The sequence below is a fragment of the Streptomyces sp. WAC06614 genome, assembly GCF_003949795.1.
Lineage (GTDB): Bacteria > Actinomycetota > Actinomycetes > Streptomycetales > Streptomycetaceae > Streptomyces.
Map to the genome: position 1 here is coordinate 1 of NZ_RPRY01000032.1, position 12,742 is coordinate 12,742.

General features: G+C 72.7%; 14 protein-coding genes. 8 read left to right on the forward strand and 6 right to left on the reverse strand.

Annotated elements, in window-relative coordinates; all coding sequences use genetic code 11:
• A partial coding sequence (locus tag EF918_RS07070; RefSeq protein ID WP_312847815.1) for a biotin carboxylase N-terminal domain-containing protein occupies positions 1–810 on the reverse strand: 810 nt, incomplete at its 3' end.
• 356 nt (positions 811–1,166) lie between these two features.
• Between EF918_RS07070 and EF918_RS07075 the strand changes: the two genes are divergently transcribed.
• A complete protein-coding gene (locus tag EF918_RS07075; protein ID WP_185921622.1) occupies positions 1,167–1,649 on the forward strand; it encodes a hypothetical protein in 483 nt (160 codons plus the stop codon).
• Here EF918_RS07075 and EF918_RS07080 read toward each other — a convergent pair.
• The 4 genes from EF918_RS07080 to EF918_RS07090 form a co-directional block, all read right to left on the reverse strand.
• Positions 1,630–2,235, reverse strand: coding sequence for a nucleoside triphosphate pyrophosphatase (locus EF918_RS07080; protein WP_125642475.1), 606 nt, complete (start codon positions 2,233–2,235; stop codon positions 1,630–1,632). The two genes, EF918_RS07075 and EF918_RS07080, sit on opposite strands and share 20 nt — an antisense overlap.
• Before the next feature lie 76 nt (positions 2,236–2,311).
• The gene (mmpB, locus tag EF918_RS36790; protein ID WP_185921623.1) at positions 2,312–2,449 is read right to left on the reverse strand and encodes a morphogenic membrane protein MmpB; all 138 of its coding nucleotides are present in this window, start codon (positions 2,447–2,449) and stop codon (positions 2,312–2,314) included.
• 106 nt (positions 2,450–2,555) lie between these two features.
• Positions 2,556–2,762: an acyl-CoA carboxylase subunit epsilon gene (locus tag EF918_RS07085; protein ID WP_125642478.1), complete on the reverse strand. Its 207-nt coding sequence runs from the start codon at positions 2,760–2,762 to the stop codon at positions 2,556–2,558.
• 10 nt (positions 2,763–2,772) lie between these two features.
• Positions 2,773–4,359 (reverse strand): acyl-CoA carboxylase subunit beta, encoded by a 1,587-nt coding sequence (locus EF918_RS07090; RefSeq protein WP_125642482.1) that lies wholly within the window; start codon positions 4,357–4,359, stop codon positions 2,773–2,775.
• A gap of 131 nt (positions 4,360–4,490) precedes the next feature.
• On the opposite strand from EF918_RS07090, the gene EF918_RS07095 reads away from it, so the two are divergent.
• The 5 genes from EF918_RS07095 to hutH all read left to right on the forward strand — a co-directional run bounded on the left by EF918_RS07095 (position 4,491) and on the right by hutH (position 10,454).
• Positions 4,491–5,345: a biotin--[acetyl-CoA-carboxylase] ligase gene (locus EF918_RS07095; protein ID WP_125642486.1), complete on the forward strand. Its 855-nt coding sequence runs from the start codon at positions 4,491–4,493 to the stop codon at positions 5,343–5,345.
• 170 nt (positions 5,346–5,515) lie between these two features.
• Positions 5,516–6,655, forward strand: a complete 1,140-nt coding sequence (locus tag EF918_RS07100; RefSeq protein ID WP_125642489.1) for an adenylate/guanylate cyclase domain-containing protein — start codon at positions 5,516–5,518, stop codon at positions 6,653–6,655.
• Positions 6,656–6,692: 37 nt separating this feature from the next.
• Positions 6,693–7,532 (forward strand): enoyl-CoA hydratase/isomerase family protein, encoded by an 840-nt coding sequence (locus EF918_RS07105; protein WP_125642492.1) that lies wholly within the window; start codon positions 6,693–6,695, stop codon positions 7,530–7,532.
• A 121-nt stretch (positions 7,533–7,653) separates the two neighbouring features.
• Positions 7,654–8,844, forward strand: a complete 1,191-nt coding sequence (locus EF918_RS07110) for a GGDEF domain-containing protein (RefSeq protein WP_125642495.1) — start codon at positions 7,654–7,656, stop codon at positions 8,842–8,844.
• 41 nt (positions 8,845–8,885) lie between these two features.
• The gene (gene hutH, locus EF918_RS07115; protein ID WP_125642576.1) at positions 8,886–10,454 is read left to right on the forward strand and encodes a histidine ammonia-lyase; all 1,569 of its coding nucleotides are present in this window, start codon (positions 8,886–8,888) and stop codon (positions 10,452–10,454) included.
• Positions 10,455–10,555: 101 nt separating this feature from the next.
• Here hutH and EF918_RS07120 read toward each other — a convergent pair whose 3' ends face one another.
• Positions 10,556–10,864, reverse strand: coding sequence for a hypothetical protein (locus tag EF918_RS07120; protein WP_185921625.1), 309 nt, complete (start codon positions 10,862–10,864; stop codon positions 10,556–10,558).
• Between the two features lie 108 nt (positions 10,865–10,972).
• On the opposite strand from EF918_RS07120, the gene EF918_RS07125 reads away from it, so the two are divergent.
• Both EF918_RS07125 and EF918_RS07130 read left to right on the forward strand, forming a co-directional pair.
• Entirely contained in the window at positions 10,973–11,317 is a 345-nt protein-coding gene (locus EF918_RS07125) for a hypothetical protein (RefSeq protein ID WP_125642498.1), read from the forward strand.
• Positions 11,318–11,449: 132 nt separating this feature from the next.
• Positions 11,450–12,718: an Ig-like domain-containing protein gene (locus EF918_RS07130; RefSeq protein ID WP_125642501.1), complete on the forward strand. Its 1,269-nt coding sequence runs from the start codon at positions 11,450–11,452 to the stop codon at positions 12,716–12,718.
• The last annotated feature ends 24 nt before the right edge of the window (positions 12,719–12,742 follow it).

Below are 12,742 nucleotides of genomic sequence, written 5' to 3' on the forward strand. Positions count from 1 at the left end.
GGCGCCGACGTAGCCGGCCTCCTTCAGGATGGCCTTCGAGGCGGCGTAGAGCTGGGCGTTCTGCTCCGGGGAGAGGAACGGTGCGGGGGCCTCCTCCACGAGCTTCTGGTGGCGGCGCTGCAGGGAGCAGTCGCGGGTGGAGACCACGACGACGTTGCCGTGGGTGTCGGCCAGACACTGGGTCTCGACGTGGCGGGGCTTGTCGAGGTAGCGCTCGACGAAGCACTCGCCACGGCCGAAGGCGGCCACGGCCTCGCGGACGGCGGAGTCGTAGAGCTCGGGCACCTCCTCCAGCGTGCGGGCGACCTTCAGGCCGCGGCCGCCACCACCGAACGCGGCCTTGATCGCGATCGGCAGGCCGTGTTCCCGGGCGAAGGCGACGACCTCGTCGGCGCCGGAGACCGGGTCGGGGGTGCCGGCGACCAGGGGGGCGCCGGCGCGCTGGGCGATGTGGCGGGCGGCGACCTTGTCGCCGAGGTCGCGGATCGCGTGCGGGGGCGGGCCGATCCAGGTCAGGCCGGCGTCCAGGACGGCCTGGGCGAACTCGGCGTTCTCGGACAGGAAGCCGTATCCGGGGTGGACGGCGTCCGCGCCGGAATCGGCGGCGGCCTGCAGGACCTTCGCGATGTCCAGGTAGCTGGTGGCCGGGGTGTCACCGCCCAACGCGAAAGCTTCGTCGGCCGCGCGGACGTGCAGGGCGTCCCGGTCCGGATCGGCGTAGACGGCTACGCTCGCGATCCCGGCATCCCGGCAGGCCCGAGCAACGCGGACAGCGATTTCGCCACGGTTGGCGATGAGCACCTTGCGCACGATGGCTCCCTCCTTGAAACAAGCTGAGTTTAGGGACAGCCGACACGGCCTTTCGACCCGTCTCCAGAGGTGAGCTTGCCCACACACAGGGTGATTCGAGGCTCTTACGAGTTCCAAAATCCCTTGTGGCGCCCCAGGTCAGGGGTTTCCCCAACTGCACAGTAACCCTGCCGTGGGACCTGGGTCTCTGTCAGCCCGGTCAGCCGCCTGCGGCGATTCTTTGTGGAGTCCCTACGAACGGCGCAGTCATTCTTTGCCGGACAGCCGTCTGCCGTACCCCTTGCCGCCCTGTTTACCGCTCAGTAGCCTCCGTGGCGTCCAAGGCTCGAACAGGCTTGTGGAGGGGGTGGGGCGGCGTGTTGCGAAGAGTCGTGGCCGGGGTGGCCGCGGTCGTGCTCGTCGTGGAGGCGGCGGCGGTCGTCGTCGTCCATCTGGTGCTGGGCAGGACCACGGCCGGGCAGTCCATGTCGATCGCCGGCAGTGATCCGGATGCCATGTCCAAGGCAACCTATGGTCTCGGGGCCGGCCTCGGCGCGTTCCTCGTCCTGTGCGCCGTCCTGCTCGCCGTCGCCGCGGTCCGCGACCGCGCCCCCGGCCGCCTCGCCCGCGCCCTGCTGATCGGCGCGGCCGTCACCAACGGCGTCCTGAGCGCCCTGGTGGCCGCCCTGGTCGGCTGGGGCGCCTTCGCCGTGCTGACGGCCGTCCTGTGCCTGCTGGTGCTGTTCCTGGTGCTCTACGGTCGCCAGGAGGGCGCGCAGCCGGCCCCCGGGCCCGCCCCCGCGGGCCCCGGTGCGGGCACGCTCGGGCCGACCGCGCCGGTCACGCCCACAAGTCCGTGACCGACACACCCAGTTCGCCCAGCAGGGAGCGCAGCAGCGGCATCGACAGCCCGATGACATTGCCCGCGCAGCCGTCGATGCCGTCCACGAACGGCGCCGACAGGCCGTCCAGCGTGAACGCACCGGCCACGTGCAGCGGCTCACCGCTGGCGACGTAGGCGGCGATCTCGGCGTCGGTCACCTCGCCGAACCGCACCGTGGTGGACGCCGTCGCCGAGACCTGACGGCCCGTGGTGGTGTCGACGACGCAGTGCCCGGTGCGCAGCACCCCGGACCGCCCGCGCATGGCCTTCCAGCGCGCGGTGGCCTCCTCGGCGTCGGCCGGCTTGCCCAGCGCCTCGCCGTCCAGCTCCAGCACCGAGTCGCAGCCGACGACCAGCGCCCCGGCCGCCTCCTCCAGCCGGGCCACCACGCCCGCCTTGGCCTCCGCCAGGGCCAGCGCCAGCTCGGCCGGGCTGTCGGCGGTGACGGAGTCCTCGTCGAAGCCGCTGACGATCACGTGCGGCGTGAGACCCGCCTGGCGCAGCAGGTTGAGCCGGGCGGGTGAGGCGGAGGCGAGGACCAGGGAGCGGGGTGCAGCAGTCATGCGGTTATCGTAGGGGCCGCCGCCGGACCCGTCCCAGGGCCTCCGGCCTGCCCGGCGGACCAGGGTCGGCCCGGCCTCAGCGCAGGTCGCCGACGCCGAGGACGTAGACCATCACGAGGGTGGCCACGGCGAGCACCACCAGCATGCGGCGGAACATCGCCTGGGCGTCGCGCATGTCCTTGGGCGGCTCGTTCTTCGGGTCGGACCAGAGCATGTCCCGATCCTGGCCCGCAGCAGCCCGGTGGCGCCTGAGTACGGGTACTCAGGCGCCACCGGGCGCAGGCCCGGGCGTCACCCGGGCAGGGGTCGCGCGGACCGGCTCACGCCGGCCAGTACGTCCGGCCCCACGCCCCCGGCCCCGGCCGCGGCGTGTGCCGCCGCGCCACCCGGGCCGGGTCCGACCAGGCGTCCGCCACCGGGGTCGCGCCCGACGGTGCCGAGGCCAGCACCGCCGCGCGCGCCCGGACCACCGCCAGGGCGGCGGCAAGCTCCTCCGGGGTCGGGTTGCCCTTGACGACCTTGATCACGTCGAACCTCCTACAGCGGGATGTTGCCGTGCTTCTTCGGGGGCAGGGCCTCGCGCTTGGTGCGCAGCTGGCGCAGGCCCTTGACGATCTGCGCCCGGGTCTGGGACGGCATGACCACCGCGTCCACGTACCCGCGCTCGGCGGCCACGTACGGGTTGAGGAGGGTGTCCTCGTACTCGGTGATCAGCCGCGCCCGGGTCGCCTCGACGTCCTCGGCCTCGGCGATGGCCCGGCGGTGCAGGATGTTGACCGCGCCCTGCGCGCCCATGACGGCGATCTGGGCGGTGGGCCAGGCCAGGTTGAGGTCCGCGCCCAGGTGCTTGGAGCCCATGACGTCGTACGCGCCGCCGAACGCCTTGCGGGTGATGACGGTGATCAGGGGGACGGTGGCCTCGGCGTAGGCGTAGATGAGCTTGGCGCCGCGCCGGATGATTCCGTTGTACTCCTGGTCGGTGCCCGGCAGGAAGCCCGGGACGTCGACGAAGGTGAGCACCGGGATGTTGAAGGCGTCGCAGGTGCGGACGAACCGGGCGGCCTTCTCGCTGGCGTTGATGTCCAGACAGCCGGCGAACTGCATCGGCTGGTTGGCGACGATGCCCACCGGGTGCCCCTCGACCCGGCCGAAGCCGGTGAGGATGTTCGGGGCGAACAGCGCCTGGGTCTCCAGGAACTCGCCCTCGTCGAGCACGTGCTCGATGACGGTGTGCATGTCGTACGGCTGGTTGGCGCTGTCCGGGATCAGCACGTCCAGCTCGGCGTCGGCGTCGGAGACCTCGGTGTCGGCCTCCTCGGGGAAGGCCGGCGGCTCGGAGAGGTTGTTCGACGGCAGGTAGGACAGCAGCGACTTGACGTACTCGATGGCGTCCTTCTCGTCGCCCGCCATGTGGTGCGCCACGCCCGAGGTGCTGTTGTGGGTGCGCGCGCCGCCGAGCTCCTCGAAGCCCACGTCCTCGCCGGTGACGGTCTTGATGACGTCCGGGCCGGTGATGAACATGTGCGAGGTCTGGTCGACCATCACGGTGAAGTCGGTGATCGCCGGGGAGTAGACGGCGCCGCCCGCACACGGGCCGACGATCAGCGAGATCTGCGGGACCACGCCGGACGCGTGCACGTTGCGCCGGAAGATCTCGCCGTACATGCCGAGGGCCATGACGCCCTCCTGGATCCGGGCGCCGCCGGAGTCGTTGATGCCGACGACCGGGCAGCCGGTCTTCAGCGCGAAGTCCATGACCTTCATGATCTTCTGGCCGAAGACCTCGCCGAGCGAGCCGCCCAGGACGGTGAAGTCCTGCGAGAACACCGCCACCGGGCGGCCGTCGACGGTGCCGTAGCCGGTCACCACGCCGTCGCCGTACGGGCGGTTGTGCTCCATGCCGAAGTCGGTGGAACGGTGCCGGGCGAACTCGTCCAGCTCGGTGAACGAGCCCTCGTCCAGCAGCAGGGCCACCCGTTCGCGGGCCGTGAGCTTGCCCTTGGCGTGCTGCTTCTCCACCGCCCTCGCGGAGCCGGCGTGGGTGGCCTCGTCGATGCGTCGCTGCAGATCGGCGAGCTTGCCCGCGGTGGTGTGGATGTCGATCGGGTCTGAGGGTTGTGACATCGGGGTCGCGGCTCCCTGAGTGGTGTCAACTGCCTGGTCAATTGATTGACTACTGCTGGCTACTGGTGCGTAGCGTATCGGCGGGCATGGCGTGCGGCAGTGCGGCGTTTGACACACCTACTCTGCCTTGCATGACGCCGAACGTTCCTTCCGCCGGGCGCTGGTCGAACCTCGACCGGCCGCCGCTCAACGCCACCTCGCTCCAGCGGGCGCTGGTCACCCCGGACAGCCTGTGGACCTCGCTGGAGGTCGTGCAGTCCACCGGTTCCACCAACACCGACCTCGCGGCCCGGGCCGGGGAGCTGCCCGAGGGCGCGGTGCTCGTCGCCGAGGAGCAGACCGCCGGCAAGGGCCGGCTGGACCGCAGCTGGGTGGCCCCGGCCCGGTCCGGGCTGTTCTTCTCCGTCCTGCTCAAGCCCGGCCCGCAGGTGCCCGAGGAGCGCTGGGGCTGGCTGACCCTGCTCGCCGGCGTGGCGACCGCCACCGGCCTGTCGCGGGCGGCAGGGGTGGACACGGCACTCAAGTGGCCCAACGACCTGCTGGTGACCGTGGACGGTGAGGAGCGCAAGACCGGCGGCATCCTCGCCGAGCGGACGGCCGAAGGCCTGGTGCTGGGCATCGGGCTGAACGTCAGCCTCACGGAGGACGAGCTGCCGGTGCCCGCCGCCGGGTCGCTGCTGCTGGCCAAGGCCGCCGTGACCGACCGGGACCCGCTGCTGCGGGCCGTGCTGCGCTCGCTGGAGCAGTGGTACGGCGGCTGGCGGGCGGCCGGCGGCGACCCGGCGGCCAGCGGGCTGCAGGAGACCTACGCCGCCGGCTGCGCCACGCTGGGCCGGCACGTCCGGGCCGAGCTGCCCGGCGGGCGCGAGGTGACCGGCACCGCGGAGGCCGTGGACGCGGAGGGGCGGCTGGTCGTCCGGACGGCGGACGAGACGCGCGAGGCCGTCGGCGCGGGCGACGTGGTGCACCTGCGGTCGGTCCGGTAGGCCCGGGCGGGGGCCGGACCGGCCCCCGGCCCCGCCCCGCGGGGGAGCGGCGCCGGGGACCAGGGAGTGAGCTACGGCACACCTGCCGTATGGTTTAGGCGATCCCGGTCTCCGCCGGTGATCACCCGGTTCGCCAGGGCAGTGCGCACGGAATGGACAGGAGGCGGCCCTTGACCGTCGACGACCCGTCCCCCGGGGCTGCCCACGGCTCCGGGCCGAGCAAGCCCATCGGACGTGACGAGCACACCCCGCACCACGAGGTCGACCACACGGCCCAGCCGACGGCGGACCCGCTCGCCATCCGGCTGGAGCAGCTGATCCTGGGCGCAGAGCGCCGGTACACCCCGTTCCAGGCGGCCCGTAGCGCCGGGGTCTCCATGGAGCTGGCCTCCCGGTTCTGGCGGGCCATGGGCTTCGCGGACATCGGCCAGGCCAAGGCCCTGACCGAGGCGGACGTGCTGGCGCTGCGCCGGCTGGCGGGGCTGGTCGAGGCGGGGCTGCTGAGCGAGCCGATGGCGGTGCAGGTGGCCCGGTCCACCGGGCAGACCACCGCACGGCTGGCGGAGTGGCAGATCGATTCCTTCCTGGAGGGGCTGACCGAGCCGCCCGAGCCCGGCATGACCCGTACGGAGGTCACGTACCCGCTGGTCGAGCTGCTCCTGCCGGAGCTGGAGGAGTTCCTCGTCTACGTCTGGCGGCGGCAGCTGGCCGCCGCCACCGGACGGGTGGTGCAGGCGGCCGACGACGAGGAGATGGTCGACCGGCGCCTGGCCGTGGGCTTCGCGGACCTGGTGGGCTTCACCCGGCTGACCCGGCGGCTGGAGGAGGAGGAGCTCGGCGAGCTGGTCGAGTCCTTCGAGACCACGGCGGCGGACCTGGTCGCCGCGCACGGCGGCCGGCTGATCAAGACGCTGGGCGACGAGGTGCTGTTCGTCGCCGACGACGCCGGTACGGCGGCGGAGATCGCGCTGCGGCTGATCGAGACGATGGAGGCCGATCCGCAGATGCCGGAGCTGCGCGTCGGCATGGCCTTCGGCACCGTGACGACCCGGATGGGCGACGTCTTCGGCACGACCGTGAACCTGGCCAGCCGGCTGACGTCCATAGCGCCGAAGGACGCGGCCCTGGTCGACGGCGCGCTGGCGGAGGAGCTGGCCCGGACCGGGGACGCCCCGGTGTCGGAGAAGCAGGCCGAGGAGGGCGTGCCGTACCGGTTCGCGCTCCAGCCGATGTGGCAGCGGCCCGTGCGCGGTCTGGGGGTCGTGGAGCCCTGGTTGCTGACGCGCCGGACGCCTAAGATCCCCGGGTAGTGGAGCGATAACGCTCGTTAACCGGGGAGGTCCTCGCATGTCGTCCGAGTCGTCGCAGTCGTCCGGGTCGTCCGAGTCGTCCGAAGAGCGTTTCGGGGAGTTCGTCGCGGTCCGCCGGCACGGGGCGGACGGGGTCGTCGAACTGGCCCTGGACCGGCCCAAGGCCATGAACGCCGTCTCGACCGCGATGGCCCGTTCGATCGGCGCGGCCTGCGCCGCGCTGTCGGCCGACCCGGCCGCCCGGGTCGTGGTGCTGACCTCGACCGCCGAACGGGCCTTCTGCGTGGGCGCCGACCTCAAGGAGCGCAACTCGCTGACCGACGCCGAACTGGTGCGGCAGCGGCCGACCACCCGCGGCGCGTACGGCGGGGTGCTGGAGCTGCCGATGCCGACGATCGCGGCGGTGCACGGCTTCGCCCTGGGCGGCGGCTTCGAGCTGGCGCTGTCCTGCGACGTGATCGTGGCGGACGCGACCGCGGTGGTCGGCCTGCCGGAGGTCTCGGTCGGGGTGATCCCGGGCGGGGGCGGCACCCAGCTCCTGCCGCGCCGGGTGGGCGCGGCCCGCGCCGCCGAGCTGATCTTCACCGCCCGCCGGGTCGAGGCGGCCGAGGCCCTGTCGCTGGGCCTGGTCGACCAGGTGGTCGAGGCCGGCCGGGCCCGCGACGAGGCCCTGGCGCTGGCCGGCCGGATGGCGGCCAACTCCCCGGTGGGCCTGCGTGCGGCCAAGCGCGCCCTGCGGCTGGGCCACGGCATGGACCTGGCGGCCGGCCTGGAGATCGAGGACGCGGCCTGGCGCACGGTGGCCTTCTCCGGCGACCGCGCGGAAGGCGTGGCCGCCTTCAACGACAAGCGCCGCCCGAACTGGCCGGGGCAGTAGCCGCACCTGGCGCGGGGCACGGCGAGGGGCGGCGCGGGGGCGGCGCGCGGGCGCCGCTGGGGTAGCCCGGCAGCAGCATCAAAACATCACCAGATCGGGCAAATATGCCTAATCTTGGGTGATGGGACTCGATGGGCGGCTGCGCGCCGTGGTGAGCCTCGCGCAGGCCATGGCGGCGGCCCGCACCCCGCAGGAGAGCGTGCGGGCGGCCGCCCGGGGGGCGCGCAGGGCCATGGACGGGTCGTTCGCCGCGATCTCCGCCTGGGAGCGCGAGCACGGGCGGCTGCGGGTGCTCGTCAACGAGGGTGAGCGGCGGGCCGGCGAGGAGGAGTTCCCCGCCGACGAGTCCTATCCGGTGCACGACTTCCCCGAGATCACCGAGTTCCTGCACGAGCTGTGGGTCGGCGGGGGCGGCCCGCACGCCTGGGTGGAGAGCGTCGGCGACGCCCGCCCGGGGCGGCGCGGCGAGACCCTGCGCCGGCGCGGCCGCGGCACCTGTGTCGTCGCGCCGCTGGTGCTCAGCGGACGGGCCTGGGGCGAGCTCTACGTCGCCCGGGACGAGGGCCTGCCCGACTTCGACGAGGAGGACGCGGAGTTCGCCGCCGTCCTCGGCGCCGTCGTGGCTGCCGGCCTCGCGCAGAACGAGCGGCTGGCCGAGGCCCGCCGGCTGGCCTTCACCGATCCGCTCACGGGCCTGGCCAACCGCCGCGCCGTCGACGTCCGCCTCGACGAGGCCCTGGAGGAGCACCGGGCCACGGGCGCGGTGGTGAGCCTGGTCGTCTGCGACCTCAACGGGCTCAAACGGGTCAACGACACCCTCGGCCACGCCACCGGCGACCGCCTCCTGGAACGCTTCGGCTCGGTGCTCAGCCGGTGCGGCGCGATGCTGCCCGGGGCCCTGGCCGCCCGCCTCGGCGGGGACGAGTTCTGCCTGCTCAGCGTGGGCCCGTCGGCCGACGAGGTGGTGCGGGTGACCGAGGAGCTGTGTACCCGGGCGGCCGGGCTGGAACTGGGCGACGGGGTGGCCTGCGGGGTCGCCTCCACCGGCGACGACATCGGCACCGTGAAGTCCTCCCGCCGGCTGTTCCGGCTGGCCGACGCCGCCCAGTACAAGGCGAAGGCCGCCCGCTCGCCCGGGCCGGTGGTCGCCGGCCGGGACACCGCCGTGGTGCGCCTGGCGGACGCCCCCCAGCCCGGCACGGGCGAACGCCGCCGCTTCCGCGGCCGGGGCACCGGCGAGGGCGGCCCCGGCGGCCGGCCCGAGGATCACCCCGGCGGGCACCACGTGACGGACCCCGCGAATTCCCCCTAGTGACATGAAGGGATTCAGTCCGTAGGGTGCTGAATATGGATATGCACACTGTCGTGGTGGGGACGTCCGGGACCACCGCCGAGGACGTCATCGCCGTCGCCCGCGGCAACGCACGGGTCGAGCTGTCCGCAGAGGCGTTCGACGCTCTCGCCCGCGCCCGCGAGATCGTGGATGCGCTGGCCGCCAAGCCCGAACCCGTCTACGGGGTGTCCACCGGCTTCGGTGCCCTGGCGACCCGCCACATCTCGCACGAGCTGCGCGCCCAGCTCCAGCGCAACATCGTCCGCTCGCACGCCGCGGGCATGGGCCCGCGCGTCGAGCGCGAGGTCGTGCGCGCCCTGATGTTCCTGCGCCTGAAGACGGTCGCCTCCGGCCACACCGGGGTCCGCCCCGAGGTGGCGCAGACCATGGCCGACCTGCTCAACGCGGGCATCACGCCGGTCGTCCACGAGTACGGCTCCCTGGGCTGCTCCGGCGACCTCGCCCCGCTGTCGCACTGCGCGCTCGCGCTGATGGGCGAGGGCGACGCCGAGGGCCCCGACGGCACGGTGCGACCGGCCGGCGAGCTGCTCGCCGAGCACGGCATCGCCCCGGTGGAGCTGCGTGAGAAGGAGGGCCTGGCCCTCCTCAACGGCACCGACGGCATGCTCGGCATGCTGGTCATGGCCATCGCCGACCTCCAGCGCCTGTACACCTCCGCCGACATCACCGCCGCCCTCTCGCTGGAGGCGCTGCTCGGCACGGACAAGGTGCTCGCCCCCGAGCTGCACGCCATCCGCCCGCACCCCGGCCAGGGCGCCTCCGCCGCCAACATGGCCGCGGTGCTGAAGGGCTCCGGCCTGACCGGGCACCACCAGGACGACTCCCCGCGGGTGCAGGACGCCTACTCCATCCGCTGCGCGCCCCAGGTGGCCGGTGCCGGCCGCGACACCCTCGCGCACGCCGCGCTCGTCGCCTCCCGCGAGCTGGCCTCCGCCGTCGACAACCCCGTCGTGCTGCCTGGGGGCACCTCCCAGGCCGACGGCTCTGGGGGAGGACGGGTGGAGTCCAACGGCAACTTCCACGGTGCGCCCGTCGCCTACGTCCTGGACTTCCTCGCCATCGCCGCCGCCGACCTCGGCTCCATCGCCGAGCGCCGCACCGACCGGCTGCTGGACAAGAACCGCAGCCACGGCCTGCCGCCGTTCCTCGCCGACGACGCGGGCGTCGACTCCGGTCTGATGATCGCCCAGTACACGCAGGCCGCGCTGGTCAGCGAGATGAAGCGGCTGGCCGTGCCGGCCTCGGCCGACTCCATCCCGTCCTCGGCCATGCAGGAGGACCACGTCTCCATGGGCTGGTCCGCCGCCCGCAAGCTGCGCACGGCGATCGACAACCTGACCCGGATCGTCGCCATCGAGCTCTACGCCGCCACCCGCGCGATCGAGCTGCGCACCGGGCTGGTCCCGGCCCCGGCCAGCCGGGCCGCCATCGACGCCGCCCGCGCGGCGGGCGTGCAGGGCCCCGGCCCGGACCGGTTCCTGGCCCCCGACCTGGCCGCCGCCGACGCGTTCATCCGTTCGGGTGCTCTCGTCGACGCGGTGGAGCCGGTCACCGGGCCGCTCGCCTGATCCACGCGAGGCGACCGGAACGGATACGGAAGCCCGGCCGAACGCCCGGCGAACGTGACGCAGGGCCGCACCCGGAACCGGGTGCGGCCCTGCGGCGTGTCCTACAGGCTGCGCGCCCGGCGGGCCGAGAAGACCACGAAGCCGGCCCCGATGCCGAGGCAGACCGTGCCGCCCAGGACGTAGGGAGTGGTGTCCACCCCGCCGGTGTCGGCAAGTGTGAGCTGCGTCCCGGTGGTCGCCCCGGCGGTCTGCGGGGCGCTCGCGACACCCACCGCGTCCGCCGCGACGGGCGCCCCGCCGGACGCCGGGGCGGGCGCGGGCGCGGTGGCATTGGCCGAGGGGACGAACCACAGGGCGCCGAGGAGGGTGGTCGCTCCGAGTGCGGTGAGCAGCGGTCGGCGTCCGGACACGGTGCGATCCCCCTTGTGGCAGCAGCGAATTGGCCGTGTGCGCCGATGCTAAGGGAAAGGGGCGGGTCGCGGGAAAGCAGGGACCGGTTCACCCTTACTCTCCGTCGTATGAACGCTGACGAGACATCACGGTACGTACGACTTCGGGTGGATTTGGTGCTGGAGGTCCAGGAGGCCGACGCACTCACCGGAGCCGCCCTGGAGCGCATCGCGGCGGACGAGTTCATGCCGCAGGAGGAGCGCGCCCACGCCGAGGCGGCCGTGCGCGAGGACGACTCCGAGGCCCTGGCCTACCTCGTCGACCCCACCGATCTGATCGTCGACGTGCCCGGAGTCGAACTCGCCCAGGCCTCCTGGAGCACGGAATCGGTCGAATACGACCCCGAGTCCATGGAGTGGGAGCTGGACGAGGAAGATGGGGTCTTCGACGAAAAGGAGGACGACAGCGCCTGACCGTGGGGTGTCCCACATCCGAAGAAGATGTGGAACCGAATCGCCGCGTACACGCGTTGTCAACGTCGAGGCGGGGGGCCGTGCCCCCTGCCGGACCGTGCCCGGGACGGGAGCCCCGGGTTCCCGGCAACGATGGAGTGGCGTGTGAGGACGGACAGCAGGCGGCGCAGGAGGGCCCTCGCGGTCACGTCCGCCGTGCTCGGCGGCGTACTGGTGCTGGCGGGATGCGGCGGCGACGACGGCGACAAGGCCAAGGGCGGTGACGGCAGCAAGTCGCAGGCGGACGTCGACGCGGCGGCGGCCAAGGACGCCTCCAAGGCCAAGATCACCGTCGCCACCAAGGACGGCGCCACCAACGTCGGCCTCAACGACGCGGCCACCGTGCAGGTCACCGACGGCACGCTGACCCAGGTCGAGCTCAAGAGCGCCGAGGGCGGCAGCGTCCCGGGCAAGATAGCCGCGGACGGCAAGAGCTGGAAGCCGGACACCGCCCTCAAGCGCTCCACCAAGTACACCCTGTCGGTCACCGCCAAGGACGCGTCGGGCCGCGAGGCGCACGAGAACTCCTCGTTCACCACCGTCTCGCCCGAGAACAGCTTCATCGGCTCCTTCACGCCCGAGGACGGCTCCACCGTCGGCGTCGGCATGCCCGTGTCGATCACCTTCAGCAAGCCGATCAAGGACAAGAAGGCCGTCCAGTCGGCGATCAACGTGACCTCCAGCAGCGGTCAGGAGGTCGTCGGCCACTGGTTCAACGAGCAGCGCCTGGACTTCCGCCCCGAGAACTACTGGAACGCCAACTCCACGGTCACCATGGCCATGAAGCTCGACGGCGTCCAGGGCGCTCCCGGCGTCGTCGGCGTCCAGAACAAGACCGTCACCTTCAAGATCGGCCGCTCGCAGGTCTCCACCGTCGACGCCAAGACCAAGAAGATGACCGTCACCCGCGACGGCCAGGTCCTCAAGACCATCCCGATCTCCGCGGGCTCGCCCGAGAACCCGACGTACAACGGCCAGATGGTGATCTCCGAGAAGTTCAAGGAGACCCGGATGAACGGCGCCACCGTCGGCTTCACCGACAACGACGGCAAGGGCGAGTACGACATCAAGGACGTCCCGCACGCCATGCGGCTGTCCACCTCGGGCACCTTCATCCACGGCAACTACTGGGGCGCCAAGTCGATCTTCGGTAGCGTCAACACCAGCCACGGCTGTGTGGGCCTGAGCGACACCAAGGGCGCCGGCGACCCGAACACGGCCGCCGCCTGGTTCTACGACAACTCCCTCATCGGCGACGTCGTCACCGTGGTCAACTCGCCCGACAAGCAGATCAAGCCCGACAACGGCCTCAACGGCTGGAACATGAGCTGGGCCGACTGGAAGGCCGGCTCCGCCGTCTGACCCCCGGCGCCGACGCCGGCGCCG

Excerpts from the sequence above, each read along its gene's own strand:
- EF918_RS07080 (WP_125642475.1), bottom strand. The coding sequence starts at position 2,235 with ATGACTGCTGCACCCCGCTCCCTGGTCCTCGCCTCCGCCTCACCCGCC.
- mmpB (WP_185921623.1), bottom strand. The coding sequence starts at position 2,449 with ATGCTCTGGTCCGACCCGAAGAACGAGCCGCCCAAGGACATGCGCGAC.
- EF918_RS07090 (WP_125642482.1), bottom strand. The coding sequence starts at position 4,359 with ATGTCACAACCCTCAGACCCGATCGACATCCACACCACCGCGGGCAAG.
- EF918_RS07095 (WP_125642486.1), top strand. The coding sequence starts at position 4,491 with ATGACGCCGAACGTTCCTTCCGCCGGGCGCTGGTCGAACCTCGACCGG.
- EF918_RS07105 (WP_125642492.1), top strand. The coding sequence starts at position 6,693 with ATGTCGTCCGAGTCGTCGCAGTCGTCCGGGTCGTCCGAGTCGTCCGAA.
- EF918_RS07110 (WP_125642495.1), top strand. The coding sequence starts at position 7,654 with ATGGGACTCGATGGGCGGCTGCGCGCCGTGGTGAGCCTCGCGCAGGCC.
- hutH (WP_125642576.1), top strand. The coding sequence starts at position 8,886 with ATGCACACTGTCGTGGTGGGGACGTCCGGGACCACCGCCGAGGACGTC.
- EF918_RS07125 (WP_125642498.1), top strand. The coding sequence starts at position 10,973 with ATGAACGCTGACGAGACATCACGGTACGTACGACTTCGGGTGGATTTG.
- EF918_RS07130 (WP_125642501.1), top strand. The coding sequence starts at position 11,450 with ATGGAGTGGCGTGTGAGGACGGACAGCAGGCGGCGCAGGAGGGCCCTC.